General features: G+C 73.2%; 22 protein-coding genes and 1 pseudogene. 15 read left to right on the top strand and 8 right to left on the bottom strand.

Features of this window, described 5'->3' with window-relative positions; translation table 11 throughout:
- Position 1 precedes the first annotated feature (1 nt).
- Together GA0070608_RS25465 and lanKC are read right to left on the bottom strand one after the other, a co-directional pair.
- A complete protein-coding gene (locus GA0070608_RS25465; RefSeq protein ID WP_089003486.1) occupies positions 2-121 on the bottom strand; it encodes a SapB/AmfS family lanthipeptide in 120 nt (39 codons plus the stop codon).
- Positions 122-127: 6 nt separating this feature from the next.
- Entirely contained in the window at positions 128-2,716 is a 2,589-nt protein-coding gene (gene lanKC / locus GA0070608_RS25460; protein ID WP_245715944.1) for a class III lanthionine synthetase LanKC, read from the bottom strand.
- A 224-nt stretch (positions 2,717-2,940) separates the two neighbouring features.
- Between lanKC and GA0070608_RS25455 the strand changes: the two genes are divergently transcribed.
- Complete coding sequence (locus tag GA0070608_RS25455; protein WP_245716146.1) at positions 2,941-3,876, top strand: diacylglycerol kinase; 936 nt, start codon at positions 2,941-2,943, stop codon at positions 3,874-3,876.
- A 26-nt stretch (positions 3,877-3,902) separates the two neighbouring features.
- On the opposite strand, the gene GA0070608_RS25450 is transcribed toward GA0070608_RS25455, so the two are convergent.
- Both GA0070608_RS25450 and GA0070608_RS25445 read right to left on the bottom strand, forming a co-directional pair.
- Positions 3,903-4,613, bottom strand: a complete 711-nt coding sequence (locus GA0070608_RS25450; RefSeq protein ID WP_091630988.1) for a TetR/AcrR family transcriptional regulator — start codon at positions 4,611-4,613, stop codon at positions 3,903-3,905.
- Between the two features lie 60 nt (positions 4,614-4,673).
- Entirely contained in the window at positions 4,674-5,447 is a 774-nt protein-coding gene (locus GA0070608_RS25445; protein ID WP_091636154.1) for an HAD family hydrolase, read from the bottom strand.
- A gap of 86 nt (positions 5,448-5,533) precedes the next feature.
- On the opposite strand from GA0070608_RS25445, the gene GA0070608_RS25440 reads away from it, so the two are divergent.
- Positions 5,534-8,347, top strand: coding sequence for a DEAD/DEAH box helicase (locus GA0070608_RS25440; protein ID WP_091630987.1), 2,814 nt, complete (start codon positions 5,534-5,536; stop codon positions 8,345-8,347).
- A 164-nt stretch (positions 8,348-8,511) separates the two neighbouring features.
- Positions 8,512-9,396 (top strand): MHYT domain-containing protein, encoded by an 885-nt coding sequence (locus GA0070608_RS25435; RefSeq protein ID WP_091630986.1) that lies wholly within the window; start codon positions 8,512-8,514, stop codon positions 9,394-9,396.
- A 177-nt stretch (positions 9,397-9,573) separates the two neighbouring features.
- Here the strand turns inward: GA0070608_RS25435 and GA0070608_RS25430 are convergent, their stop codons facing one another.
- Entirely contained in the window at positions 9,574-10,473 is a 900-nt protein-coding gene (locus GA0070608_RS25430; RefSeq protein ID WP_176734004.1) for a 5'-3' exonuclease, read from the bottom strand.
- A gap of 71 nt (positions 10,474-10,544) precedes the next feature.
- Positions 10,545-10,772, bottom strand: a complete 228-nt coding sequence (locus GA0070608_RS25425; protein ID WP_091630984.1) for a hypothetical protein — start codon at positions 10,770-10,772, stop codon at positions 10,545-10,547.
- A gap of 114 nt (positions 10,773-10,886) precedes the next feature.
- Between GA0070608_RS25425 and GA0070608_RS25420 the strand changes: the two genes are divergently transcribed.
- From GA0070608_RS25420 to GA0070608_RS25405, 4 genes are all read left to right on the top strand, one after another.
- Positions 10,887-11,975, top strand: coding sequence for a DUF4037 domain-containing protein (locus GA0070608_RS25420; protein WP_091630983.1), 1,089 nt, complete (start codon positions 10,887-10,889; stop codon positions 11,973-11,975).
- A 103-nt stretch (positions 11,976-12,078) separates the two neighbouring features.
- Entirely contained in the window at positions 12,079-13,194 is a 1,116-nt protein-coding gene (locus tag GA0070608_RS25415) for a M24 family metallopeptidase (RefSeq protein ID WP_091630982.1), read from the top strand.
- A complete protein-coding gene (locus GA0070608_RS25410) occupies positions 13,191-14,333 on the top strand; it encodes an acyl-CoA dehydrogenase family protein (protein ID WP_091630981.1) in 1,143 nt (380 codons plus the stop codon). Before GA0070608_RS25415 ends, GA0070608_RS25410 begins: the two co-directional genes overlap by 4 nt.
- 94 nt (positions 14,334-14,427) lie before the next feature.
- The gene (locus tag GA0070608_RS25405) at positions 14,428-14,934 is read left to right on the top strand and encodes an Lrp/AsnC family transcriptional regulator (RefSeq protein WP_091630980.1); all 507 of its coding nucleotides are present in this window, start codon (positions 14,428-14,430) and stop codon (positions 14,932-14,934) included.
- On the opposite strand, the gene GA0070608_RS25400 is transcribed toward GA0070608_RS25405, so the two are convergent.
- Entirely contained in the window at positions 14,864-15,475 is a 612-nt protein-coding gene (locus GA0070608_RS25400; protein ID WP_091630979.1) for a histidine phosphatase family protein, read from the bottom strand. The genes GA0070608_RS25405 and GA0070608_RS25400 overlap by 71 nt on opposite strands.
- A gap of 168 nt (positions 15,476-15,643) precedes the next feature.
- Here GA0070608_RS25400 and GA0070608_RS25395 point away from each other — a divergent pair, with 168 nt between their 5' ends.
- Positions 15,644-15,838, top strand: coding sequence for a CsbD family protein (locus GA0070608_RS25395; protein WP_091630978.1), 195 nt, complete (start codon positions 15,644-15,646; stop codon positions 15,836-15,838).
- A gap of 124 nt (positions 15,839-15,962) precedes the next feature.
- Here the strand turns inward: GA0070608_RS25395 and GA0070608_RS25390 are convergent, their stop codons facing one another.
- Positions 15,963-17,369: a KamA family radical SAM protein gene (locus GA0070608_RS25390; RefSeq protein WP_091630977.1), complete on the bottom strand. Its 1,407-nt coding sequence runs from the start codon at positions 17,367-17,369 to the stop codon at positions 15,963-15,965.
- Positions 17,370-17,512: 143 nt separating this feature from the next.
- On the opposite strand from GA0070608_RS25390, the gene kdd reads away from it, so the two are divergent.
- From kdd to lnt, 7 genes and pseudogenes are all read left to right on the top strand, one after another.
- Entirely contained in the window at positions 17,513-18,574 is a 1,062-nt protein-coding gene (gene kdd, locus GA0070608_RS25385; RefSeq protein WP_091630976.1) for an L-erythro-3,5-diaminohexanoate dehydrogenase, read from the top strand.
- Between the two features lie 5 nt (positions 18,575-18,579).
- A complete protein-coding gene (locus GA0070608_RS25380) occupies positions 18,580-20,148 on the top strand; it encodes an amidohydrolase (RefSeq protein WP_091636150.1) in 1,569 nt (522 codons plus the stop codon).
- A 67-nt stretch (positions 20,149-20,215) separates the two neighbouring features.
- Complete coding sequence (gene kamD / locus GA0070608_RS25375) at positions 20,216-21,802, top strand: lysine 5,6-aminomutase subunit alpha (protein ID WP_091630975.1); 1,587 nt, start codon at positions 20,216-20,218, stop codon at positions 21,800-21,802.
- Positions 21,799-22,575, top strand: a complete 777-nt coding sequence (kamE, locus tag GA0070608_RS25370) for a lysine 5,6-aminomutase subunit beta (protein WP_091630974.1) — start codon at positions 21,799-21,801, stop codon at positions 22,573-22,575. The genes kamD and kamE overlap by 4 nt, the downstream gene beginning before the upstream one ends.
- Positions 22,572-22,964, top strand: a complete 393-nt coding sequence (kal, locus tag GA0070608_RS25365; protein WP_091630973.1) for a 3-aminobutyryl-CoA ammonia lyase — start codon at positions 22,572-22,574, stop codon at positions 22,962-22,964. Before kamE ends, kal begins: the two co-directional genes overlap by 4 nt.
- Positions 22,961-24,298, top strand: a complete 1,338-nt coding sequence (locus GA0070608_RS25360; protein ID WP_091630972.1) for a glutamate mutase L — start codon at positions 22,961-22,963, stop codon at positions 24,296-24,298. The genes kal and GA0070608_RS25360 overlap by 4 nt, the downstream gene beginning before the upstream one ends.
- A 577-nt stretch (positions 24,299-24,875) precedes the next feature.
- A pseudogene (gene lnt, locus GA0070608_RS25355) lies at positions 24,876-26,566 on the top strand (apolipoprotein N-acyltransferase); the annotation flags it as partial.

Here is a 26,566-nt window from a genome sequence, read left to right as displayed (position 1 = left end):
ATCAGTTGCAGGTCGTGACGGACAGCGAGCTGTCGCCGCAGAGCAGCAGGCTCGCCCGGCTGCCACCGCCGGTGCGGTCGGCGGGGGCCATCTCCATGCCCTGGAGGTCGAGAAGCGCCATGTCGTGTCACCTCCTTCCGTGCTGGTCGGTCGATTCGGTCACCCTCGCCGAGGCGAGGGAGTCGGGGGCGCCCGTCAGGGGCGCGAGGAACGGCAGGCTCACCGGGGCGTCGGGCCGCGCGGCGGCCAGTGCCAGCAGCACGCCGGCGGTGCCGGTGCCGAGGTCCATGGAGAGCCGCAGCAGTTGCTCGCCCGGGAAGGCCGTCCCGTCCCGGTAGGGCAGCGCGTGCCACGCCAGCCGGGCCACCTGGGCGTCCCGTTCGCGGCACCGCTGCGGATCGTCGGGGTACGCCGCGAGGTAGGCCACGATGCCAGCTCGTCCGGCGAAGAGGCCCGACTGCGCGTAGAACGGCGACCGGGCGGCGCGGCGCACACCTGCGCTGGCCTCGGCGAACCGCTCGTCGGCGTGGTGGCGCAGGTACTGGTCGAGCACGAGCCCGATCCCGATGCTGCCCTGCCCGAGGTAGGGCATGGTGCGCCAGCCCTCGTTGACCTCCAGCGCGCCGTCGGGGCGCACCACGCAGCGGCGCAGGTCCTGCCGCAGCGCCGTGGCGGCATGGTCCAGCAGCGCCTGCTCGCCGGTCAGCTCGTGCAGCCGCACCAGCAGCAGCGCCGGCCCGGTCCGGCCGCGCAGCAGCCCGGCGTACGGATGCCGCCCGCCGCTGATGTCAGGCCCCGGGTCGTCGGCGAGTTGGTCGACGATCCGCTCGGCGGCCCGCCAGGCGGCGTCGCGCAGGGTGGTCTCTCCGGTGCGCCCGGCCAGCTCGGTCAGGTTGAGCGCGATCCCGGACAGGCCGCCCGCGAGGCTGTGGTCCAGCCCGTCCAGCGGTTGGCGCAGGCAGATGTCGAGCACGTCGAGGGCGTCCTGCCGGCGACCGAGCAGCTCCAGGGCGTACGCGACGCCGTGCAGGCCGTCGTAGAAGCCGCACCGGGTGCCGGAGGGGGGTGCGGTGGCCCGACGGACCAGCCACTGTTCGTGTTCTGGCCAGCGCCCGGCGCCGCTGACGTGCAGGGCGTACAGGACGCCGGCGGCGCCGTGGGCGAGGTTGAGCCCGCCGCTGCGGAACTGCTCGATGTCGCCGGGGAAGAGCCGGTCGTCCCGCTGGGGTGTCGCGCTGGCGAGGATCGCCCGGCTGAGCCGGTCCCGCTGCGCCGGCCCGACGTCGACGGTGAGCTCCGGTGCCGCCTCGGCGACGCCGGTGATCTCCCGTACGGCGTCGTCGAGGAGGTCCCTCGGCACCGGGAAGTGGGCGGCGATCACGTCGGCGAGGTGCGCGGCCTTGGCCGGGCCCAGCCGGACCAGCTGGGTCAGCGGCAGGAACAGCGCCAGCCGCAGGCAGGCCAGGGCGTACCGGTCGACGGCGGGACCGGTGCGGTCCCGGGGTGCGGCGAAGCCCTGGTTGCGCAGGCCCGGCCGGCGGTGGCCGTCGATCGGCGCGGCGACCTCGAAGTCGACCAGCGCGATCCGGTCGTCGGGGCGGACCATGATGTTGAACAGGTGCAGGTCGCCGTAGACCAGGCCGCGGTCGTGGATGGCCGTGACGACCTGTTCGACCTGCCGGTGCACGTCCAGCGCCCACCGGGTGTAGTCGGCGCGGTCGGCGTCTGTGGCGTCGGCGTCGATCAGCGGGTACCGCTCGACGAGCACCTTGTTGAGCGAGCGGCCCTCGATGAACTCCAGCGCGAGGAACCGGTGCTCGCCGAGGGGGAACTCGTCGTGCACCCGGGGCACCTGCGGCAGATCCGCCAGCCGGCGGAGCGCGTCGGCCTCCCGGGTCAGCCGGGTGACCGCGTCGGCGCCGTCGGCGTCGAGTCCGGCGTGCGGCCGGGCCTCCTTCAGCACCACCTGGGTGTCGGTCCGCACGTCCCGGCCGACGTAGAGGCCGCCGCCGTTGGAGAAGTGGATGACCTTCTCGATCCGGTACGGCACCTCGTTTGTGCTGGTGGCGTTGCGGGCGGCCAGGTGCGGGCCGAGGAAGGCGGGCAGCGTCACCCAGGACGGTACGTGGAAAACGGGATCGCGGCGGTCGGGCACCAGCGTGCCGGTGTCGTCCTCGATCGCCGGGACCACCTGGCCGTCGGGGGAGTGGCAGTAGCGCGCGGCGAAGCCGCCGTAGCGTACGTGCACCGGGCCGACGCCGTGGCGCAGGTCGCTGAGGATGTACGGGCCGGACTCGCCGGCGAGCAGTTCGTCGAGCTCCTTGCAGACCAGCTCCAGCTCCGCGTCGTCACGGGGGTAGACGGTGACGAACTTGCCGCTGGCCGCCCGGGAGGCGTACTTGGAGTTGCGCAGCAGCAGGGTGCGCGGGCCGCGGAGGAACTTGAAGGACAGTCCACGCGGGACGCAGTAGTCCCAGATGGTGTCCAGCACCCGCTCCGCGTTGGCCAGCGTCGCCGACACGTGGATCTTCCAGCCCTGCTGGGGCAGCGTGCCGCCCTCCGGGGCGTAGATCAGCCAGTCGTCGAGCGGCTCGGACCGCCAGCCGTCGGGGACGGGCCGCCGCGCCGCGGCGAAGGTGGGCTGTTCGACCGCACTGCCGAGTGAGTCGTAGAACAGTCGATCGGCGGCGCAGTAGCTGTCGTAGCGCTCGTCCACCGTGACCACCCCCTCCGCTGTTTGGTCGATGCCTTCGTCCTGCTGATGGATACGAGTCTGTCCGTTCGGGCTATGGCGGTTCCAGTGTGTTCAGTCATGACGACGAATGCGTGCCGCACGGTTGGCCGTGACAAATGTCAGGTGCGCCCGGGCCGGATGGGCCCCGGCCCCGGACGTTCGGCCAGCGGGCCGGCGGTACGCCCTGCCGGGCCGGTGGCGGTACGGTGCTCGCCGTGACCGCAGACGATCACCCCTCCGTGGCCCCCGGCGGGCCCGTCGCCGTGCTGGCCAACCCGACTGCGGGCCGGGGACGGAACCGAGGGCTGTTGCCGCAGGTCCTGCACCGGCTCGCGGCTGCCGGCCGGCCGGTGCGCCCGCTGCACGCACACACCGCCGAGGAGGCCGAGGCGGCCTGCCACGCGGCGGTGGCTGACGGCGCGTCGGCCCTGGTCGCGATCGGCGGCGACGGGACCGTGCACCGAGCGGTGCAGGCGGTCGCCGGGACGGCGGTGCCGTTCGGCGCGGTGCCCGCCGGCACCGGCAACGACTTCGCCGCCGACACCGGCTTCCCGGTCGACCCGCTGGCCGCCGCCGACGTCATCGCGGCGGCGTTGCGCGACGGCCGGACCCGCCCGGTGGACCTGGCGCGGATGACGGCAGCCGACGGCACGAGCCGCTGGTACGCGGCGGTGCTCGCGGCCGGCTTCGACGCGATCGTCAACGAGCGTGCCAACCGGATGCGCTGGCCGAGCGGTCCGCGCCGCTACGACCTGGCGATCCTGGTGGAGCTGGCCCGGCTGCGCCCGCGCCGCTACACGCTGCGGCTCGACGGGGTGGCGCACGAGGTGGACGCCGTGCTGGTGGCCGTGGGCAACTGCGCCAGCTATGGCGGCGGCATGCGGGTCTGCCCGGACGCGGACCCGACCGACGGCCTGCTCGACGTGGTGGTGGGTGGCCGGTTCGACCGGCGCACGCTGATGCGGGTCAAGCCGCGCATCTACCGGGGCACCCACGTGACACACCCGCTGGTGAGCAGCTACCGGGCCCGCACGGTCGAGTTGAGTGCCGAGGGCATCACCACGTACGCCGACGGCGAGCGCGCCCTGGACCTCCCGCTGACCGTCACCGCCGCCCCGGCCGCCCTGCGCCTCCTGCGCTGACGCGGCGTTCGTCCGCGCGGCGTGGGTCAGGCGGCCGTGCGGGCGATACGGTCGAGCCACTCGGCGAGCAGGGCGCGTTCGGCGGTGGTGAGGTCGGTGGTCAGGGTGTCGAGGGCGGCGCGCAGCGCCACCGCGTGCCGGACCGGGCGGTCGGCGCGGGACGTCGCCCGGGCGGCGGCGGAGTCGGTGACCAGGGCGGCGAGCACGGCCTCCCGGGCCCGGGCCGACAGGGCCGGGTCGCGCTGCGCCGGCGGGGTCCGGATCAGGGTGAGGGTGATCCCGCATCCGGTGGCGTGCAGCATCTCGGTGGCCTCGTCGACGCCCGTGCGCAGCCGGCCCGTCTCGGCCACCCGGTGTACGAGCTGGCGCAGGATGTCGGCCGCGACCCGGGCCGCCGTCGGTGTCTCGCCGGGGCGCGGGTCGCCGTAAACGAGGGCGTGGAACGCGGGGTTGGCCACCCCGAAGCCGACGTGCAGGTCCCAGCCCCGGCGCAGGTCGTCCACCGGGTCGCCGGCGAGATCCCCGGCCGCCTGGGCGTGCAGGTACGCGGCGAACCCGTAGCTGGCCGCCGCGTCCAGCAGGCCGCGCATGTCGCCGAACTGGCGGTAGATCGTCGGCGCCTGCACCCCTGCCGCCCGGCTGACCGCGCGGGTGGAGACCGCCTCCCGGCCGCCCTCGGCGAGCAGGGTGGCGGCGGCCCGGACGATCCGGTCCCGGGGCGACGTCTCGGTGATCATGACAGCGACGATAACGCTCTCGCGTTAGCGGCGCGCGCTAACAGTGCTGTCGACGTGCCGTTAGCGCTGCTGGTCGACCCCGGCCAGGTCCAGCACGGCGCCCAGGCCGTTGGCCCGCCCCGCCTCGGCGGCCGGCAGCACCAGCACCGCGCACCCGGCCGCGACGGCCCCCGCGTCGGCCGGGGTGTCGCCCACCATCAGCGCCCGCTCCGGGTCGACGCCGAGCATCCCGCAGGCGCGCAGGAAGATCCCCGGGTCCGGCTTGCAGCGCCCCACCTCGTACGACAGCACGAACGCGTCGACCAGCCCGGCCAGCCCCCACGCCTCGAAGTGCGGCCGGATGTCGAAGCCGATGTTGCTGACCACGCCCACCCGGACGCCACCGTCGCGCAGCGCGGCCAGGGTCGGGGCGGTGTCCGGGTACGGCACCCAGCCCTCGGGCACCAGGAGCCGCTCGTAGAGCGCCTCGGCGAAGCCCTCGATGCCCGCGTCCACCGTCTCGGCGAGCCCCGTGTAGGCGCCCCGGTGGGCGTGCGGGTAGAGATCCCGGTCGGCGTACAGCTCGCTCAGCCGGGGCGGCACCCGGGTCGGTGGCGGCCCGCCCGCCCGGCCGGCGGTCAGCAGCCGGTCGGCCAGCGAGGTGGCCCGCATCCGCTCCAGGGTCACCCCGCAGGAGGCCGCGGCGGCGAGCACCCACTCGCGGGGCTCCTCCACCTGGGCCAGGGTGCCGTGGAAGTCGAGCAGGACCGCCTCCACCGGCCGGCGGGACGGACCCGGGCGGACGGCGTCGTCGGCGCCGCGCGGGACGTGGGGCGGTTCGGCATGCTCCGGCACGTCGTGCACCCTACCGACCGCCCCCGACCCCGCCGCCGGTTGGCCTTGTCCGGTGGCTGTCGGCGGCACGCATTAATCTTGGGGACATGTCGAGCCCCGCCGAGCGGTACGTCGCGGCGCGCCGCCGGGCCGCGCAGGCCTCACAGTTCCCGGCGCTGGACGAGTTCGCCCTTGATCTGGGGTTCGATCTCGACGACTTCCAGCGGGAGGCGTGTCAGGCGCTGGAACGGGGCAGCGGCGTGCTGGTGTGCGCCCCGACCGGCGCCGGCAAGACCGCGGTCGGCGAGTTCGCCGTGCACCTGGCGCTGCGGGGCAGCCCGGCGGCCGGCGACGCGGCGGTGCCCGCGACCGGCGGCGAAGCCGCCCCGCCCCGGCGGCGCAAGTGCTTCTACACCACCCCGATCAAGGCCCTTTCCAACCAGAAGTACCACGACCTGGTCGACCGCTACGGCGCCGAGCAGGTCGGGTTGCTCACCGGCGACAACGCCATCAACGGCGACGCCCCCGTGGTGGTGATGACCACCGAGGTGCTGCGCAACATGCTCTACGCCGGCTCGAGCACCCTCGAGGGCCTGGCGTACGTGGTGATGGACGAGGTGCACTACCTCGCCGACCGGTTCCGTGGCGGGGTGTGGGAAGAGGTGATCATCCACCTGCCCGCCTCGGTCACCCTGGTCTCCCTGTCAGCCACCGTCTCCAACGCCGAGGAGTTCGCCGACTGGCTGGTCACCGTGCGCGGCGAGACGGCCGTGGTGGTCAGCGAGCACCGCCCGGTGCCGCTGTGGCAGCACATGCTGGTCGGCAAGCGGATGTTCGACCTGTTCCACGACGCCGACGCCGCCCGCAAGCACGACGTGCACCCCGAGCTGCTGCGCTACACCCGCGACACGATGCGCCGGATGGAACTCGGCGAGGGCCGCAGCGCCGGCCCCGGCGGCGGCCGGCGTGGGCCACGCTGGCGCGGCCCGATGCGCCCCGACATCGTCGACCGGCTCGACCGGGAGGGGCTGCTGCCGGCGATCCTGTTCATCTTCAGCCGTGCCGGCTGCGCCGCCGCCGTGCAGCAGTGCCTCGCCGCGGGACTGCGGCTCACCTCCCCCGAGGAGCGGGCGGAGATCCGCCGCGTCGTCGAGTCGCGGGTCACCGCCATCCCCGGCGAGGACCTGACCGTCCTCGGCTACTGGGAGTGGCTCGACGGCCTGGAGCGTGGCCTGGCCGCCCATCACGCCGGCATGCTGCCGGTGTTCAAGGAGGTCGTCGAGGAACTCTTCGTCCGGGGCCTGGTCAAGGCGGTCTTCGCCACCGAGACGCTCGCCCTGGGCATCAACATGCCGGCCCGCTGCGTCGTGCTGGAGCGCCTGGTGAAATACAACGGCGAGGCGCACGTCGACCTGACGCCGGGGGAGTACACCCAGCTCACCGGCCGCGCCGGCCGACGCGGCATCGACGTCGAGGGGCACGCCGTCGTCGTCTGGTCACCGGAGACGGACCCTCGGCACGTGGCCGGGCTCGCCTCCACCCGCACCTACCCGCTGCGGTCCAGCTTCCGGCCGTCGTACAACATGGCGGTCAACCTGGTCGGCACGGTCGGCGCCGAGCCGGCCCGGGCGCTGCTGGAGTCCTCGTTCGCCCAGTTCCAGGCGGACCGGTCGGTGGTCGGCCTGGCCCGCCAGGTCCAGCGCAACACCGAGACCATCGAGGCGTACGGCGCGGAGGCGGCCTGCCACCACGGCGACTTCGACGAGTACTTCGCGCTGCGGGTGGCGATCGCCGACCGGGAGCGGGCCATCGCCCGACAGGGGCAGAGCCAGCGCAAGGCCGCTGCGGTGGAGTCGCTGGAGCGGCTGCGGGTCGGCGACGTGATCCGGGTGCCGTCGGGCCGTCGGGCCGGCCTGGCCGTCGTGCTCGACCCGGCCACCGGCGGCTTCGGTGAGCCGCGACCGCTGGTGCTCACCCAGGACCGTTGGGCGGGACGGGTCAGCCCGGGGGACTTCAACACCCCCGCCGAGGTGCTGGCGCGCATCCGGGTGCCGAAGCACTTCAACCACCGCTCGCCGGCGGCCCGGCGCGACCTGGCCGCCGAGGTCAGCGGCACCGGGCTGGACCGGCACGGCGGTCGCCGGGGCGGCCGGTCCCGGCAGGCGGCCGGCGAGGACCACCGGCTCAGCCAGTTCCGCACCGAGCTGCGCCGGCATCCCTGCCACGCCTGCCCGGACCGCGAGGAGCACGCCCGCTGGGCGGAGCGGCGCCGCCGCCTGGAGAAGGACACCGAGGAACTACGGCAGCGGGTGACCGGCCGGACCGGCTCGCTGGCCCGCACCTTCGACCTGATCGTCGCGTTGCTCACGGCCCGGGGCTACCTCGCGCCCGACGGCGCGGTGACCGACGCGGGCCGGATGCTCGGCCGGATCTGGACCGAGGCGGACCTGCTGGTCGCCGAGTGCCTCCGGCGCGGGGTGTGGGACGGGCTCTCCCCGGCCGAACTGGCCTCGGCGGTCTCCGTGGTGGTCTTCGAGGCCCGCCGTGACGTCGACGAGCGGGCGTCGCTGCCGCGCGGCCCGGTGGCCGAGGCGGTCGACGAGACGCTCGAGCTGTGGAGCGAGATCGAGGCCGACGAGGCGGCCCGTGGCCTCGCCGTCACCCGTGAGCCTGACCTCGGCTTCGCCTGGCCGATCTACCGGTGGGCGCGGGGCGAGGCGCTGGCGAAGGTGCTCGGCAGCGGCCACGAGATCGACGGCGAGATGCCGGCCGGCGACTTCGTCCGGTGGGCCCGGCAGGTGGTCGACCTGCTCGGTCAACTCGCCGACTCCGGCGGCGCCTCGGCCGAGCTCCGGTCCACCGCCCGGCAGGCGATGGGCGCCGTGAACCGGGGTGTGCTGGCCTACCACGCACCGGCCTGACCGTCACTGCCGGTAACCGGCTATCGAAATCGACGCATCGCAAAGTCATCACAACGGCACCCCCCGAATTGTCCGGGGGGTGCCGTTGTGCCTGGTGAACGCATCCCTGATCATTGCTGCGGCGCGGAATTACACGCCGGTAACCGATCTGGGAGAAGGCCACCGTGGCGGAGATCAATCACTTTGAGTACGGGTGGATCACTCCCGCGCTCAGCTACGCGCTCTCGGTGCTGGGCTCGGCCCTGGGCCTGATCTGCGCGGGTCGGATCCGCACTGCGGGCAGCGCGGGTCAGCGCGCCTGGTGGGGAACCCTGGCGGCCTGGGCCATCGGCGGCACCGCCATCTGGACCATGCACTTCATGGCGATGCTCGGCTTCGCCGTCGAGGGCACCCGGATCCGGTACGACGTGCCGGTCACCATGGCCAGCGCGGTGATCGCGGTGATCGCGGTCGGCATCGGCCTGGCCATCGTCGGCACCGGGCGGTTCTCCGTGGTGCGGCTGATCGCCGGGGGCCTGTTCACCGGCGCGGGGGTCGCCGCGATGCACTACACCGGCATGGCGGCCATGCGGCTCAGCGGCCGGATCGAGTACGACACCACCCGGGTCGTGCTGTCGGTCGCGATCGCGGTGGGCGCGGCCACCGTGGCGCTCTGGCTGGCCATGACCGTCCGCCGGGGGCTGGCGATCGTCGGCTCGGCGTTGGTGATGGGCGTCGCGGTCAACGGCATGCACTTCACCGGCATGAGCGCCATGTCGGTGCACAGGCACGCCGGGCAGGGCGACGTGGCCGGGGCCGGCGTCAGCACCCTGCTGGTGCCGATCATCCTCGCGGTGGTGTTCGGCGTCGTCGGGCTGGTCTACGCGCTGCTCGCCGCCCCCACCGCCGAGGACCGGGCGGCTGCGGCGTACTTCGACACCCTGCGGGGACCGGCGCCGGCCGAGGCGCCGCCGGTGGTGGCACCGGACCCGGTGGGGCTGCGGGCCCGGTCCACGCTCGGCCGGCCGGGCACCCCGTTCCCGTCCCGCCGGGACAACCCGCCGCGCTGAACCCCGGTCCCGTCCCACCGGGCACGGGCTCGGCCGGGTCTCGCCCTCGGTCTCGGGCCCGTTCGATCTCGGGCCCGCCCAGCGGGGGAGCGGGACGGTCTGGTCGTCGAGCTGGACCGGCCGCCGTGCCGGGCCGGCCATTGGCGGCTTCGGGCCCGGCGGTCGGCCGCGTGTCGGTCAGGCCCGCTGGGCGAGGGCGTCGACGAGGCGGCGGGCCGAACCGGCCAGGTTCCACTCGCCGGCCAACTCCAGCAGCCGGTCAGGGTCGGCCGGGGCGGTCGGCAGCTCGGTGGCCAGCGCGGGCAGCGGCACGTCGAGGGCGACCCGGACCACCTTCGGCGCGACGGCCAGGTAGTCCCGCGCGGCGACGAGCTTGGTGCGCAGCCCGGGGGCGAAGCCGGAGTCCGGCTCGTCCAGGGCGGCCAGGATGCCCGCTATGTCGCCGTACCGCTCGACCAGCCGGGCGGCCGTCTTCTCGCCCACGCCCGCCACCCCGGGCAGCCCGTCACTGGGGTCGCCCCGCAGGGCGGCGAAGTCGGCGTAGCGGTCCGCCGGCACCCCGTAGCGGGCGCGCACAGCGGCATCGTCGCAGTCGTCCAGCTTGGCCACGCCCCGCCCGACGTAGAGCAGCCGCACCGGGCGGGCGTCGTCGACGAGCTGGAACAGGTCGCGGTCGCCGGAGACCACCTCGACCGGCGCCGGCTGGGTCACCGAGAGGGTGCCGAGCACGTCGTCGGCCTCATAGCCGGTCGCGCCGACGTGGGCGATGCCGACGGCGTCGAGCACCTCGAGGATGAGCGGCACCTGCGGGCTGAGCGTGTCGGGCACCACCTCGCCGCCCTCGGTGGCCACCCGGTGCGCCTTGTAGGACGGCAGCAGCGCCACCCGCCACTCGGGCCGCCAGTCGTGGTCCATCGCGCAGACCATCCGGTCGGGCCGGCGGGTGCGGATCAGGGTCGCCAACATGTCGAGGAAGCCGCGCACCGCGTTGACGGGGCTGCCGTCGGCGGCCCGGGCCGCGGACTCGGGAATGCCGAAGTAGGCCCGGAAGTAGAGGCTGGGCGCGTCGATGAGCATGATCGGGGGTCGCTGTGCCACGCCCGACAGCCTGGCACACCCCACCGACAATCGGGGTACGGCGCGGCCGGTCAGGGGCGGTCGTCGTCGCCGTGGAGCGTTTCGCGACGGGCCACGTACTGCAGGCCGTAGCTGGCGAGCAGCAGCACGATCGCGACCGCCACCTCGAGCCAGGCCGCCGTGCCGTCCGCGACGGTCAGGCCGACGGCCAGCAGCACCAGGCCCGCCACGGCGAGGATCCCCGCCCAGAGCAGCCGACGGCGTCGGGCCGCGACGCGTTCCCGGTCCGTCGGTGCCACGGTGGTCGGTCCTTCCCGTCGGCGACCCGTCCGCGCCCAGCCTATCGACGCGTACGGCCGCCGGCGGCGGAACCGGGCTGCGAGCCCGCTGCCTCCGGCCGCAGACTTGCCGGTGTGACGTTCGTTGCGGGCCTGACGCTCGCCCGCCGGTTCCACGACGAGGCGCTCGCCCCGATCCTGCGCCGCCGCCTTCCCGGCCTGCGGTACGCGGCCGGGTTGCTCGACGGCGGCTCCGAGCTGCTCGGCCTGGACACCTCGCGCTCCACGGATCACGACTGGGGGCCGCGCGGGCAGCTCTTCGTCGCCGCGTCCGACGCGGCGTGGATCCCGCACCTGCGCGCGGTGCTGGACGCCGACCTGCCGGCGGAGTTCCTCGGCTGGCCGGCCCGGTTCACCGGGGAGGGCAGGCTGGGCGTCGCCGACCGGGCGGGTAGTCGCCACGGCGTCACGATCCACGAGCTGGGCGGCTGGTGGCGTGACCGGCTGGGCTTCGACCCCGCCGCCGGCGTCAGCACGGCGGACTGGTTGGCCACGCCGACCCAGCGGCTGGCCGAGGTGACCGGCGGCGAGGTCTTCCACGACGGCCTCGGCGGCGCGCTGAGCGGAGCGCGGGCGACGCTGGCATGGTATCCGGACGACGTGTGGCGGCACGTGCTCGCCGCCGCGTGGACTCGCGTCGCCCAGGCCGAACACCTGCCCGGCCGCTGTGCCGAGACCGGCGACGACCTCGGCAGTCGGGTGGTCACCGCCGGGCTGGCCCGGGACCTGATGCGACTCGGCCTGCTGCTGCACCGCCACTGGCCGCCGTACGACAAGTGGCTGGGGACGCTGTTCGCCCGGTTGCCCGGCGCGGCGCCCCTGGTCGCGTCCCTGGCCGACGCGCTCGGCCCGGGCGACTGGCCGAGCCGGGAGGACGGCCTGGTCCGGGCGCTGGAGGCGCTCGCCGCCTGGACCGACGACACCCGGCTGGCGGCCCCGGTGCGCGCCCGGCCCCGGCCGTTCCACCGGCGGCCGTTCCTGGTCCTGGACGCTGGTCGGATCGCCTCCGCGCTGTGTGCCGCCATCACCGACCCGGCGCTGCGGGAGCGACCGCCCGTCGGCGCGGTGGACCAGTACGTCGGCAGCGTGGACGTACTGACCCATGCGCGCCGGGTTCGTCGGGTCGCCGCCGCGCTGCCGGTCGCGGCGGACGGGTCGAACTGACCTTGGCGTACTGCACCGCGTTGACATCGCCGGTCCATTGGAGAGCGTTTCCCGAGGCGTCGGGCGGCTGCGCCCGTGCCCGAACGACCGTTAAGCTGACCGGGTGGGATCCGACGAGCTATATCCGCCACGGCGGCTGGCCGATGCCCGGCGCGCCACCGTCGCCGCGGGCCTGGACGCGCTGCTGCTCAGCCCCGGCTCAGACCTGCGCTATCTGACCGGCTACGACGCGCATGAGGGGGAGCGGCTGACCTGCCTGGTGCTGCCGGCCGAGGGCGAGCCGACCCTGATCGTGCCCACCCTGGAACGGCCGGCCGCCGAGGCGTCCCCGGCGCCGGCCACCGGCGTACGAATCGTCGACCATGCCGACGGCTCCGACCCGTACCCGCTGCTCGTCGCCGCGCTCGGCGGGCCGGTGACGGCCGTCGGGCTGGCCGAACGGATGTGGGCCGAGCAGGTCCTCGCCCTGCGCGCGGCGCTGCCCGGCGCCGCCCAGCGGCTGGCCTCCGAGGTGCTGCGCGAGATGCGCGTGCGTAAGTCCCCGGCCGAGGTCGCGGCGCTTGCCGAGGCGGGCGCGGCGATCGACGCCGTGCACCGGCGGATGGGGGAGTGGCTGCGCCCGGGACGCACCGAGGCGGAGGTGGGCGCCGACATCGCCGCGGCGATCCGGGCCGCCGGCCACGTCACCGTGGACTTCGTGATCGTCGCCGCCGGTCCGAACGGCGCCAGCCCGCACCACGGCACCTCCGACCGGCCGATCGGCGCCGGCGAACCAGTCGTGGTCGACATCGGCGGCACCATGCCCTCGGGCTACCGCTCCGACTGCACCCGCACGTACGTCGCCGGCGCCCCGGCGCCCGCCGAGTTCGTCGACTACTACGCGGTGCTGCACGCCGCCCAGCGGGCCGCGGTCGCCGCGGTCCGCCCCGGGGTGACCGCCGAGGCCGTCGACGCCGCGGCCCGGGAGCCGATCGCCGCCGCTGGCTTCGGCGCGGCGTTCCTGCACCGCACCGGTCACGGCATCGGTCTGGACGGCCATGAGGAGCCCTACGTGGTGGCCGGCAACGCCCGCGCTCTGGCGGCGGGGATGGCGTTCTCCGTCGAACCGGGCATCTACCTGGCGGGCCGGCACGGCGCCCGCATCGAGGACATCGTCGTCTGCACCACGGACGGCGTGCAACGGCTCAACACCACCCCCACGGAGCTCATCGCGCTATGACTGTCGACCGGATCCTCCCCACCGACGAGGCCCACGACCTGCTCGACCTCGCCACCGAACTCGCCGACCGGGAGCTCGCGCCCCAGGCCGTCGCGTTCGAGGAGCGCGCCGAGTTCCCCCGCGAGGTGCTGCGCACCCTGGGCCGGGCCGGCCTGCTCGGCCTGCCCTACGCCGAGGAGCACGGCGGCGCCGCCCAGCCCTACGAGGTCTACCTCCAGGTGCTGGAGATCCTGGCCAGCCGATGGCTTGCGGTCGCCGAGGCGGTCAGCGTGCACACCCTGTCCTGCTACCCCCTGGCCCAGTTCGGCACGAACGAGCAACGCAAGCTGCTGCCCGACATGATCGGCGGGGAGCTGCTCGGGGCGTACTGCCTCTCGGAGCCGCAGGGCGGGTCGGACGCCGCCGCGTTGACCACGAAGGCCGTACGCGACGGCGACTCCTACGTGGTCGACGGCACCAAGGCGTGGATCACCCACGCCCGGACGGCGGACTTCTACGACATCTTCTGCCGCACCGGCGGCCCCGGCCCGAAGGGCATCTCATGCCTGCTGGCCGACCGCACCACGCCCGGCATCGTGCCGCAGGCGGCGGAACGGACGATGGGGCTGCGCGCCTCCCCGGTGGCGCAGATCGCCTTCGACTCGGCCCGGGTGCCGGCCGAGCGGTTGATCGGCGGCGAGGGCGCGGGCTTCACCATCGCCATGTCCGCCCTCGACTCGGGGCGCCTCGGCATCGCCGCCTGCGCGGTCGGGTTGGCCCAGGCGGCGCTGGACTACGCGGTCGGCTACGCCCGGGAGCGGCAGCAGTTCGGCAAGGCGATCATCGACTTCCAGGGGCTGGGCTTCATGCTCGCCGACTCGGCCACCCAGATCTCCGCGGCCCGGGCGTTGATGCTGGCCGCGGCCCGGCTGCGCGACGCCGGCCGGCCGTACTCGATCGAGGCGGCGAAGGCGAAGCTCTTCGCGACCGACATGGCGATGCGGGTGACCACCGACGCGGTGCAGGTGCTCGGCGGAGCCGGCTACGTGGCCGACCACCCGGTGGAGCGGTACATGCGCGAGGCCAAGGTGCTCCAGATCGTCGAGGGCACCAACCAGATCCAGCGACTGGTCATCTTCCGGGCGCTCGCGAAGGGCTGACGGGGCGACATCCGGCCGGCGCGGCATGTGTGCCGCGTCGCGCCGGCGGGCCACGTCGTCGCCGCGAAGCGGTTTTCCCGGTAGGTTGCACGCCGTGGAGGAGATCGACCGCGCCATCATCGCCGCGCTGACCGCTGACGGTCGGCTGTCGTACACGGATCTGGCGGAGAAGGTGGGCCTGTCGGTCTCCGCCGTGCACCAGCGGGTGCGCCGCCTGGAGCAGCGCGGCGTGATCAAGGGGTATGCCGCCCGGGTCTCCTTCGAGGCTCTCGACCTGCCGCTGACCGCGTTCGTGGCGATCCGTCCGTTCGACCCGTCGCAGCCTGACGACGCTCCGGAGCGGCTGGCCCACCTGCCCGAGATCGACTCGTGCTACTCGGTGGCGGGGGAGGACTTCTATCTCCTGCTGGTGCGGGTGGCCAGCCCGGCTGACCTGGAGCGGCTGCTCCAGGAGATCCGGACGGCGGCGAACGTGACCACCCGCACGACGGTGGTGCTGTCGACGCCGTACGAGACCCGGCCGCCGAAGATCAGTGCCGAGCTCCAGGTTCGGGTGCGTTCCCGGGCGTCGGGGGAATCGGCTGGTTCCACCGCAGGATGACCCGTCGGCCGTGCTCGTGGCCGAGCACGCTGAGGGTGGCGGTGTCGAGCCGCAGCAGCCCGCCGGCGGACGGCGGTAGGCCGACCCAGCGGGCGCCGAGCACGCGCAGGCTGTGCGCGTGCCCGACGAGGGCGACGGTGCCCCGGTCGAGCAGCGGGTGGACCCGGGCGAGCACCCGGTCGAGACGCTCGCCGACCTGGTTGGGCGACTCCCCGCCGGGGCAGCCGTCGGTCCAGATGGACCAGCTCGGATGGTCGTCGCGGATGTCGGCGGTGGTGCGCCCCTCGTACTCGCCGTAGTTCCACTCGGCCAGGTCGTCGACCGTGCCGGTGACCGTGAGGCCGGCGAGCCGCGCGGTGCGCAGCGCCCGGGCGCGGGGGCTGGTCAGGACCGCGGCCAGGCGCCGGCCGGCGAGGAACCGTCCGACGGCGCGGGCCTGCCGTTCGCCGTCGGGGGTGAGCTGGAGGTCGGTGTACGAGGTGTGCCGGCGGCTGGCACTCCAGGTGGTCTCGCCGTGCCGGATCAGCAGGATCTCTCCCATTCGTCCAGTCAATCAGACGCTCCCCACCCACCGTTCCCCTAGTGTCCTAGGATGCCGTAGCGGGTGTGCGCCCCATCATGACGACGCAACGACGTTTCCGGCAGCCGACCCCGGGCACCCGATCAGCCAGGGGCCGGGGGAGTCCCGGCCCGACGCGGAGGAGGCGACATGAGCTTCACCGACAAGGCGAAGAACAAGGCTGAGCAGCTTGCCGGTGCCGCCAAGGAACGGATCGGCGAAGCCACCGACAACGAGCGGATGCGCGGCGAGGGCGCGACGCAGCAGGGCGACGCCCGGGCCCGGCAGGCCGGCGAGCACGTCAAGGACGCCGGCCGCGACGTGAAGGACGCCTTCAAGAAGTGACTCAGGTGCGCTGTGGCGGCCCGGGTTCGGCTGAAGGGGCCGCCACAGCGCCGGGTGGGGTCCCGGAAAGCGTCAACCCCGCAGCCGATCCGCCGGCTGCGGGGTTGACGGGAGTACGGGTCGATCAGTCGTTGCGGTGCGCGGCCCACCACTGCTGGCCGGTCTCGGGCAGGGTGTCGATCGGGTCGTAGTAGGCGTGACGCTTGTTCAGCGCTTCCGCGTCGGCGGACTCGATCGAGGTGCGGTAGTTCTTCGTCCAGTACGAGATGCCGCGGTCGCGGTCGTACTCGGTGAGCATGTGCACCCAGCGCTTGCCGACGAACGGGACGTCGCAGACGATGCGCGGGGTGGCGTAGCCGGGCAGGTAGCCCATGATGTCGTGCTGGAGCTGCTGGGCGTGCCAGACCGGAACCCGCCAGTGCTCGGCGTTGGGGATCATGTCGCACATGTAGAAGTAGTACGGCAGGATGCCCGCCTCGCCCTGGAGGGCGAAGCAGAGGTCGAGCAGATCGGGGGTGGTGGCGTTCACGCCACGCATGAGCACGCCCTGGTTGCGTACGTCGCGGACGCCGACGTCGAGGGCGGTCTGTGCGGCCCTGGCGACCAGCGGAGTGATCGACTGGGCGTGGTTGACGTGGGTGTGGATGGCAAGGTTGACGCCGCGGCGGGCGGCGGTGCGGGCGACCCGTTCGAGACCCTCGACGACGTCGGGCTGGAGCCAGTGCTGGGGCAGGCCCATGAGGGCCTTGGTGGCGAGCCGGATGTCGCGGATGGTCTCGATCTCCAGCAGCCGCATCAGGTAGGACTCGAGGTTCTTCCACGGGACGTTCGCCACGTCGCCGCCGGAGACGACGACGTCACGGACGCCGGGGTGGGCCTTGAGGTAGCCGATGTGGGCGTCGTAGCGGTCGACGGGCTTGAGGGTCAGTTTGAGCTTGTCGACAGCGGGGGTGGAGTTGCCGACGAGGTCCATGCGGGTGCAGTGCCCGCAGTACTGCGGGCAGGTGGAGAGCAGCTCGGCGAGGACCTTGGTGGGGTAGCGGTGGGTGAGGCCCTCGGCGACCCACATGTCGTGTTCGTGCAGGGAGTCGCGGCTGGCGTACGGGTGGGAGGGCCAGTCGGTGCGCCGGTCGGAGGCGACGGGGATCATGTAGCGCCGGATCGGGTCGGCGAGAAACGCCTCGGTGGTCATCAGCGCGGACGGGACCATGGTGTTGATCATCTGCGGCGGCACCAGCATCGACATGGTGGCCAGGGCCTTCTGGTCGGCCTCAAGGTCGGCGTAGAAGGACTCGTCCACCCCGTCGCCGAGGACGGTGCGCAGCTGCTTGATGTTCTTGACGCAGTTGACGCGCTGCCACTGTGCGTTTTCCCACTGCTCGCGGGTGATGTGGCGCCAGCCGGGGAAGCGGGTCCAGTCGGGTTCGACGAGGGGCGCGCGGCGGTATTCGTAGGGCTGTCCGGTGGTGGGGACCGCGACCGGCGCGGGGCGGGGCGCAGGCATGGTCTCCACCGGTTGGGTCTGGGTCACGGCCCCTCCTCGAAGTGTGCGATTTGATCAGCGGCCCCGAAGGCTACTGGAAAATATCCGGCGAAGAAATTAGTCTGCCGTAAGTTTTCCCGCTACGCGAGTCCTGGCCGGGGCTTCGAGCGGCATGACAGGGGGAGGTCGGCGTGACGTCACCGGTGGGTCTGCACCGCGTTGTCGAACCGGCGGGGGTGCTGCCGCAGGCGGCGTGGCGGCTGGACGCGCGTCCGGAGATCGCGCCGAACGAGGTGCGGATCCGGGTGGAGCGGTTGAACCTGGACGCGGCGAGCTTCCGACAGCTGTGGGAGAAGCACGGCGGGGACGGCGACGCGGTGCGCGCCGAGGTGCTGGAGATCGTGTCCACCCGGGGGAAGATGCAAAACCCGGTGACCGGGTCGGGCGGGATGCTGATCGGCACGGTGGACGAGGCGGGGCGGCGTTCCCCGCTGGGGCTGAAGGCGGGGGACCGGGTGGCGACCCTGGTGTCGCTGACGTTGACGCCGCTGACGATCCTCGACGGGTTGGCCCGCTGGGACGGGCGCAGCGAGCAGGTGCCGTGCGACGGGTACGCGATCCTGTTCGCGCGGTCGATCGCGGCGGTGCTGCCGGCGGATCTGGATCCGCAGTTGTCGCTGGCGGTGCTGGACGTGTGTGGCGCGCCTGCGTTGACGGCGCGGGTGGTGTCGCGGTACGTGGCGGAGCGGGAGCGGGCGGGGGATCCGACGCCGGTGCGGGTGGCGGTGATCGGTGGCGCGGGCAAGAGCGGGTCGCTGTCGCTGGCCGCGGCGCGGCGTTCGGGTGCCGCCCGTACGGTCGGGGTGGTGCCGGTGGTCGCGGAGCGCGACGCGCTGGTGGCGGTGGGGGTGGCGGACGCGGTGGCGTTGGCCGATGCCCGGGATCCGGTGGCGTTGTCGACGGCGGTGACTACGGCGTTGGGGGCGCCGGCGGACGTGACGGTGGTCTGCGTGGACGTGCCGGGCTGCGAGCACGGTGCGGTGTTGGCGACGGCCGATGGTGGCACGGTGGTCTTCTTTTCGATGGCGACGAGTTTCGCGGCGGCGGCGTTGGGGGCGGAGGGTCTGGCGGCGGACGTGACGATGCTGGTCGGCAACGGTTATGTGCCGGGGCACGCGGAGTTCGCGCTGGGTCTGCTGCGGTCGGAGTCGGGGGTGCGGGCGTTGTTCGAGGCGCGGTTGGCGGCAGACTGATGGTCATGACGAACCCCTCGACTCTGTACCGCGGCGGGACGCTGCACTGCCCGGCCGATCCGAGTGCGACGGCTCTGCTGGTGAGCGGTGGCAGGATCACCTGGCTGGGGGTGGACGCGGACGCGCCGGCTGCCGACCGGGTGGTGGATCTTGGCGGGGCGTTGGTGACGCCGGCGTTCGTGGACTCGCACGTGCACGCCACCGACACGGGGTTGGCGTTGTCGGGGCTGGATCTGTCGGCGGTGCGGTCGGCGGCGGAGTTGCTGGACGCGGTGGCGGGGTTCGCGGCGGGGTTGCCGTCGGATGCGGTGGTGTTGGGGCACGGCTGGGACGAGTCGGGCTGGCCGGTGCCGGAGTTGCCGGACGCGGTGACGTTGGATCGGGTGGCCGGGGCGCGGCGGCTCTATCTTTCGCAGGCGTCGATCCATTCGGCGTTGGTGTCGGCGGCGTTGCTGGCGGCGTGTCCGGAGGTGGTGTCGGCGTCGGGGTATGACGCGTCGGGGTGGTTGCGGCGGGACGCGCACCATGTGGTGCGGGCGGCGGCGTTCGGGTCGGTGTCGCGGGCGCAGCGGGTGGCGGTGCAGCGGGCGGCGTTGGCGCGGGCGGCGTCGCTGGGTGTCGCGGCGGTGCACGAGTGTGGTGGTCCGGAGATCTCCGGCGAGGAGGATTTCACGGGTCTGTTGGCGCTGTCGGGGGATGGCGTGGCGGAGGTGTACGGCTACTGGGGTGAGCTGCTGGGTGCGGCGCGGGCCCGGGAGTTGGGTGCGGTAGGGGCGGGGGGTGATCTGTTCGCCGACGGGGCGTTGGGGTCGCGTACGGCGCACGTGTCGCGGGAGTACCTGGACGGGGACGGGGGCTGCGGGCACGGGTACGTCAGTGCGGAGCAGGTGCGTGATCACCTGTTGGACTGTGCGGCGCACGGCATGCAGGGCGGGTTCCACGCGATCGGTGACGCGGCGATCTCGACGGTGCTGGAGGGTTTCGCGGGGGCGGCGGAGAAGCTGGGCACGGATCGGGTGCGGGCGGCGCGGCATCGGATCGAGCACGCGGAGATCATGAGCAAGCGGCTGATCGCTGGTTTCGTGGAGTACGGGATCGTGGCGAGTATGCAGCCGGCGTTCGACCGGTTGTGGGGTGGCGCGGGTCGGATGTACGAGTCGCGGCTGGGCCTGGACCGGTCGTTGGAGTCGAATCCGATGGGGGCGATGCACGGCGTCGGGGTGGCGTTGGCGTTCGGGTCGGATTCGCCGGTGACGCCGCTGGATCCGTGGGGTTCGGTGCGGGCGGCGGTGTGGCACCACAGTCCGACGCAGCGGATGAGTGTGCGGGCGGCGTTCGCGGCGCACACCCGTGGTGGGTGGCGGGCGGTGCGCCTGGACAACGAGGGTGTGTTGGCGTTGGGGGCGCCGGCGACGTTCGCGGTGTGGTCGACGCCGGCGGGGGTGGATCGGGGTTTGCCGGTGTTGTTGGCGCAGGATCCGGAGGCGCGTGGTCCGGGGGATCCGACGCCGCTGCCGGTGTGTCGGCGCACGGTGTTGCGCGGTGACGTGATCTACGAGGAAGGGTCTTCGTGAGCGAGCGAACCATCGGTATGGCACGGGTGGCGCGTGGCGCCGTCGTCGGGCGGGGCGGGGTGATGGTGTGACCGGCAAGCTTGATCTTGATCCGCGGTTGGTGAGGCGGGCGCGGGAGTTGGCGCGTCGTGCCGGGCAGCCGGTGGTGGATCTGGCGCGCAGCCACACGACGGTGTCGGTGGAGCGGGCGGTGTTGCGGCTGGCCGGGGTGACCGGTGCCGACCCGGATGGCATTCCGTGGGTGAACCGGCTGGTGGACGCGGTGGTCGCGGACGTGGGGTTGGGGCACGGGGTGGCGATGCCGGTGTTCGACGCCCTGGTTCGGGAGCAGATTGCCGATGTGACGTTGCTGGCACAGAAGGCGGCGGCCGGTTCGGTGCGGTTCGAGGTGCCGACCGGGAAGGCGGCCACCGCGGCGCGGAAGGCGGCGCGGCGGGCGGTCGGCGCGGGGGTCCGGTCGATCGATCGGCGGCGTGCGGAGCGGGACCGGCTGGTGAAGCGGTTCGGGGATCCGGCGCAGCGGCCGTGGATCTATCTGATCGTGGCGACGGGCGACATCTATGAGGACATTCCGCAGGCGCAGGCGGCGGCGCGGGCGGGTGCGGATGTCATCGCGGTGATCCGGTCGACGGGGCAGTCGTTGCTGGACTATGTGCCGGAGGGGGCGACCCGGGAGGGGTTCGCGGGCACGTACGCGACGCAGGAGAACTTCCGGTTGATGCGGGCGGCGTTGGATCAGTCGTCGAAGGAGTTGGGCCGGTACGTGCGGCTGACGAACTACGCGTCGGGTCTGTGCATGCCGGAGATGGCGACGCTGGCCGGGCTGGAACGTCTGGACATGATGTTGAACGATTCGATGTACGGGATTCTGTTCCGGGACATCAATCCGATCCGTACGTTCGTGGACCAGCGGTTTTCCCGTCAGGTGCACGCGCGGGCGGGGATCATCATCAACACCGGTGAGGACAACTATCTGACCACGGCGGATGCGGTGGACGAGGCGCACACGGTGACGGTGTCGCAGTTGCTCAACGAGTTCTTCGCGCACGAGGCGGGGTTGGCGGACTGGCAGTTGGGCCTGGGGCACGCGTTCGAGATCAACCCTGATGTGCCGGAGTCGTTCCGGTTGGAGTTGGCGCACGCGTTGTTGGCGCGGGAGTTGTTTCCGGATGCGCCGTTGAAGTGGATGCCGCCGACGAAGCACATGACCGGGGACGTGTTCCGGGGGAATCTGCTGGACGGGTTCTTCAATCTGGTGGGGACGATGACCGGTCAGGGGATTCTGCTGGTGGGGATGATGACCGAGGCGGTGGTGACGCCGTGGTTGTCGGATCGGGACATCGCCCTGCAGAACGTGCGGTATGTACTGGGGGCTGCTGGTGGGTTGCGCGAGGACTTCGTGCCGGCGCCGGGCGGGTTCATCCAGCAGCGGGCCAACCGGGTGTTGGGTGAGGCGATCGACCTGTTGGAGCGGATCGGGGACCAGTCGTTGCTGACGGCGATCGCCGAGGGCACGTTCGGGATCATGAAGCGGCCGGCGGACCGGGGTAAGGGGTTGGCGGGGGTGGCCGGGCACGAGGCCGACTACTTCAATCCGGCGACGGAGATCCTGGAGGCGCCGGCGGCCGTGGGTGGAGAGGTGGCACGGGCGTGAGCGTCGTCGAGGCCGGTGCGGGCGCCGGGAAGAAGATCGTCCGGCCGTACGGGGACACCACCGGTGACGGCATGGTGCAGGTGTCGTTCACGTTGCCGGTGCCGCACGACAAGCGGGCCGAGGGCGCGGCGGTGCAGTTGGCGAACAAGATGGGCATCGACCCGGCGATGCTGGTGCACGCCAAGCCGATGAGCGACGGGTTCACGTTCTTCGTGGTGTATGGGCGGGTGAACCATCTGGTGGACCTGTCGGCGGTGCAGGTGGTGGAGCGTGATTTTCCGCTGCTGTCGGCCAAGGACGTCAACGCGGTGGTGAAGCGACGGTTGCGGCGCAAGTTGTCGGTGGTGGGGGCGTGCATCGGCACGGACGCGCACACGGTGGGCATCGACGCGATCCTCAACGTCAAGGGCATCGCCGGGGAGAAGGGGCTGGAGTACTACCGGGAGTTGAAGGTCACGAACCTGGGTGCGCAGGTGAGTGTGCCGGAGCTGGTGGAGGCGGCCCGGGCGGAGCGGGCTGACGCGGTGCTGGTGTCGCAGGTGGTGACGCAGCGTGACGCACATCTGCACAACACGCGGGAGATGTCGGCGGCGTTCCGGGAGGCGATGCCGGCGGGGCGTCGGCCGTTGCTGATCGTGGGTGGGCCGCGGTTCGACGAGAAGATGACCGGGGAGTTGGGTGTGGATCGGATCTTCGGCCGGGGGACCACTCCGGGTGAGGTGGCGAGTTACCTGGTGCATGCGTTGATCACGGAGAAGAAGGCGAAGGCATGAGTGATTCCCGGGTGGGTCTGAGTGTTGTGCACCGCCGGTATGTGCCGTACTCGCACGCCCACTACGCGGGCAACCTGGTGGACGGGGCGTACGCGTTGGGGTTGTTCGGGGATGTGGCCACGGAGGTGTGTATCCGCACCGACGGTGACGAGGGGCTGTTCGCGTCGTACTCGGATGTGCAGTTTCGTGACGCGATGCGGGCCGGGGACGTGTTGGAGGTGACGGCGACGGTGACCCGGGTGGGTACCCGTAGCCGCACGATCGACTTCGTGGCGAAGGTGGTGTGCCGGGGTCGTCCGGATCGGGGTGAGTCGGCGGCGGAGGTGCTCGACGAGCCGATCGTGGCGGTCACCGCGACCGGCACGGTGGTCGTGCCGCCGGTGGCGTGAGGTACGCGGTCTGCGCCGACGTCGGGTCCACGTACACGAAGGTGGCGGTGGTGGATCTCGACGTCGGCGCGTTGGTGGCGGCGTCGTCGGCGCCGACGACGGTGGGCACGGATGTGCTGCACGGACTGGACGCCGCCGTGGGTGCGGCCACCGCTGGCCTGGGTGTGGGTGATGCCCCCTGGTTCGTGTGTTCGTCGGCCGGTGGTGGGTTGCGGCTGGCGGTGGTGGGCTACGAGCAGCTGGTGACCGCGCAGGCCGGCCGGCGGGTGGGTCTGTCGGCGGGTGCGAACGTGGTGCACGTGGCGGCGGGTCGCCTCGGTGCGGCGGAGCTGGCGGGGTTGCGGGCGGCCCGCCCGGACGTGGTGCTGTTGGTGGGTGGCACCGACGGTGGTGACGCCGAGACGTTGACGCACAACGCGACGCGGCTGGCGCGGGCCCGCTGGCGGGTGCCGGTGGTGCTGGCCGGCAACGTCGACGTCCGCGACGACCTGCATGCCGTGCTGGCGGGTGCGGGGGTGCCGGTGACGGTGGCGGACAACGTGCTGCCGCGGATCGGGGTTCTGGCGCCGGCGTCGGCACGGGCGGCGATCCGGGAGGTGTTCCTGCGGCACGTGATCGGTGGGAAGCGGTTGTCGCGGGGGTCGCGGTTCGCGCGGCTGGTGCGGGCGGCCACCCCGGACGCGGTGTTGACGGGCGTGGAGGTGCTGGCCGACACCCTGGGTGGTGATCTGGTGGTGGTGGATGTGGGTGGCGCCACCACCGACGTGTATTCGGTGTTGACGCCGGATGAGCGGGCCACCGGGCCGGGGCGGGAGGTGGCGGGGTCGTTGTGGCGGGCCCGCACCGTCGAGGGGGACCTGGGCATGCGGTGGAGTGCGCCGGGGGTGGTGCGGGCGGCGGTCGAGGAGCGGCTGTTGAGCGACGCGCAATGCGACGATCTGGCGGCGGGGGCGGCGGTGCGTGCCGGGGATCCGGGGTTCCTGCCCGTCGGGGATGTGGATCGGGCGGTGGACGCGCGGATCGCGGCTCTGGCGGCGACGGTGGCGTTGCGGCGGCATGCCCGTGGGGCGGCCACCGGTGAGCGGGCCGGTCGGGATCTGCGCGACGTGCGGCTGTTGGTGGGCTCGGGTGGGGTGTTGCGGCACGCGGCGCCCGCGGACGCGGCCGGGGTGCTGGGTGCGGTGCTGGGCGATCACGCCGGTGGGTGGCCGCTGCCACGTGCGGCCCGGCCGGTCGTCGACTCCGACTACGTGTTGGCGGCGGGTGGGCTGCTGGCCGCCGAGCATCCGGAGGCGGCGGGGGCGTTGCTGTGTCGGCACCTGGCAACGGATTGAGACTCGCCGACGCGACACGCCGTGGTACATCACACGACAGGCCCGGGTGGGTTGACAGCGGCGGGGGTCCACGCCGTACCGTCTTTGAGTCCTACTACGGGAAGCGGCTGTTGTTCGCTTCGTCCCTTCGTCCGCTGGCCGAGCGACAATTTGAGCAGTGTGTCGCGGCGGCCAGGTCCAGCGGGCGGGGGTCGGCGGGGCGGCGCGAACCGGCCGCGGTTACCGGTGTACGGGCAGGGTGAGGTGCACGGCCAGTAGACAACGGCCAGGCGGGGGCAGCCAGTCCACGTCGGGTCGGTCCGAAGGTCGGCGCAGCTCATTCTCGCCCCACCGGCCGGGAAGGGCCTGGGAGCATCGGGGCGCGGCTTAGGCCGCGCCCCGATTTGTGTTCGGCGGGCCCTCGGTGTGTGGCCCGGTGAGCCTGGGGCCGGCCGTGGGGCCCCCACGGGACGGCTGGGTGAGCGGGTTGCCTGCCTGGGCCGTGTCGACGTCGGTTCGCACCTGGACGGCGTGCGGATCCCTCGCCGAGCGGCGGGGCGGGGAGGAACCGCCCGGACGGGCCGTAACGGGACGGGACGTGCCGCCGGGCGGGGCGGGAACCGCGTGGGCGGGTAGCCTTCGGCCCGTGATCGTGGGTGACGTGCCGGCGCCGGCCGGGGACAGCAGCCGGACGTCGGCAGGGCGGGCGGGTACGCCCGACGGGGCGGGACGGGCCCTGCCGTTGTGGGTGGCCGTGCCGATGGCGGTGGCGGCCGGGCTGGCGTTGCTGCTGGCGTTCCCCCCGTACGGGCTGTGGCCGCTCGCGCCGCTGGGTGTGGCGTTGCTGGCCGCGGCGACGCACCGCCGTCGGATGCGGGCCGGTGCCGGGTTGGGTTTCCTGACCGGGGTGGCGTTGTTCGCGCCGCTGTTGAGCTGGACGAACCTGCACACCGGCTACCTGCCGTGGGTGTTGCTGTCGCTGTTGCAGGCCGGCTATCTGGCGTTGCTGGGTGCGGCGGGCGCGTACGCCTCCCCGTTGGTGGACCGGTTGCGGTGGAGTTGGCCGGCGGTCACCGGGGTGTTGTGGGTGGGGCAGGAGGCACTGCGGGACCGCACCCCGTTCGGCGGGTTCCCGTGGGGGCGGCTGGCGTTCAGCCAGGACGACTCGCCGCTGCTGCGGCTGGCGGCGTGGGGTGGCGCACCGCTGGTGACGTTCGCGGTGGCGCTCACCGGCGGGCTGCTCGCCGCGGCGCTGTGGCGGCTGTGGGACGGGCGGCGGCGGTGGGTGCCGATGGCCGGGTTGCTCGCCGCGGCGGTCGCGGTGCCGGTGGTGGGGCTGCTGGTGCCGGTGGCCGCCTCGGGGAACGGTGACGCGGTCACGGTGGCGATCGTGCAGGGCAACGTGCCTCGGCTCGGGTTGGACTTCAACGCCCAGCGGCAGGCGGTGCTGAACAACCACGTCGACGCCACCATCGAGTTGGCCGGGCAGGTGGCCGCCGGTGCGCGGCCCCGCCCCGACCTGGTGGTGTGGCCGGAGAACTCCAGCGACATCGACCCGCTGCGCGACACCGACGCCGGGGCGCGCATCTCGCAGGCCGCCGACGCGGTGGGCGCCCCGATCCTGGTGGGTGCGGTGCTGCGTGGCCCCGGCGACGGTGAGGTCCGCAACGCCGGGATCCTGTGGCGGCCCGGCACCGGCCCGGACCTGGAGCAGTTGTACACGAAGCGGCATCCGGTGCCGTTCGCCGAGTACGTGCCGATGCGCGATCTAGCCCGGATGGTCAGCAAGCAGGTCGACCGGGTACGTGCCGATTTCGTGCCCGGCACCGAGCCGGGGGTGCTGGATACCGGGGCGGCGGTGCTCGGCGACGTGATCTGTTTCGAGGTCGCCTACGACGAGGTGGTGCGGGACACCGTCACCGGTGGGGCCCAGTTGCTGGTGGTGCAGACCAACAACGCCACCTTCGACGTGGCCGAGGCCCGGCAGCAGTTGGCCATGGTGCGGTTGCGGGCGATCGAGCACGGCCGGCCGGCGTTGATGGCCTCCACGGTCGGGGTGTCCGGGTTCGTTGCCCCGGACGGGCGGGTAAGCGACGCCACCGGATTCAACACCCGGGCGGTCGTGGTGCGGCAGCTGCGGCTGGACGACGGGCGCACCCTGGCCACCCGGGTCGGGTTGTGGCCGGAGGTGGCGTTGGCCACCCTGGCTGTGGCGGCCCTGGTCGGCGCGGCCGTGCTGCGCCGCCGGCACCACGCCGGGTGACACCAGCCGGTACGCCGGCGGAGGGG

Source organism: Micromonospora peucetia (assembly GCF_900091625.1).
Taxonomy (GTDB): Bacteria; Actinomycetota; Actinomycetes; order Mycobacteriales; family Micromonosporaceae; genus Micromonospora; species Micromonospora peucetia.
Note: the sequence above shows the minus strand (reverse complement) of the source record. Positions and strands in the feature narration are given on the sequence as shown.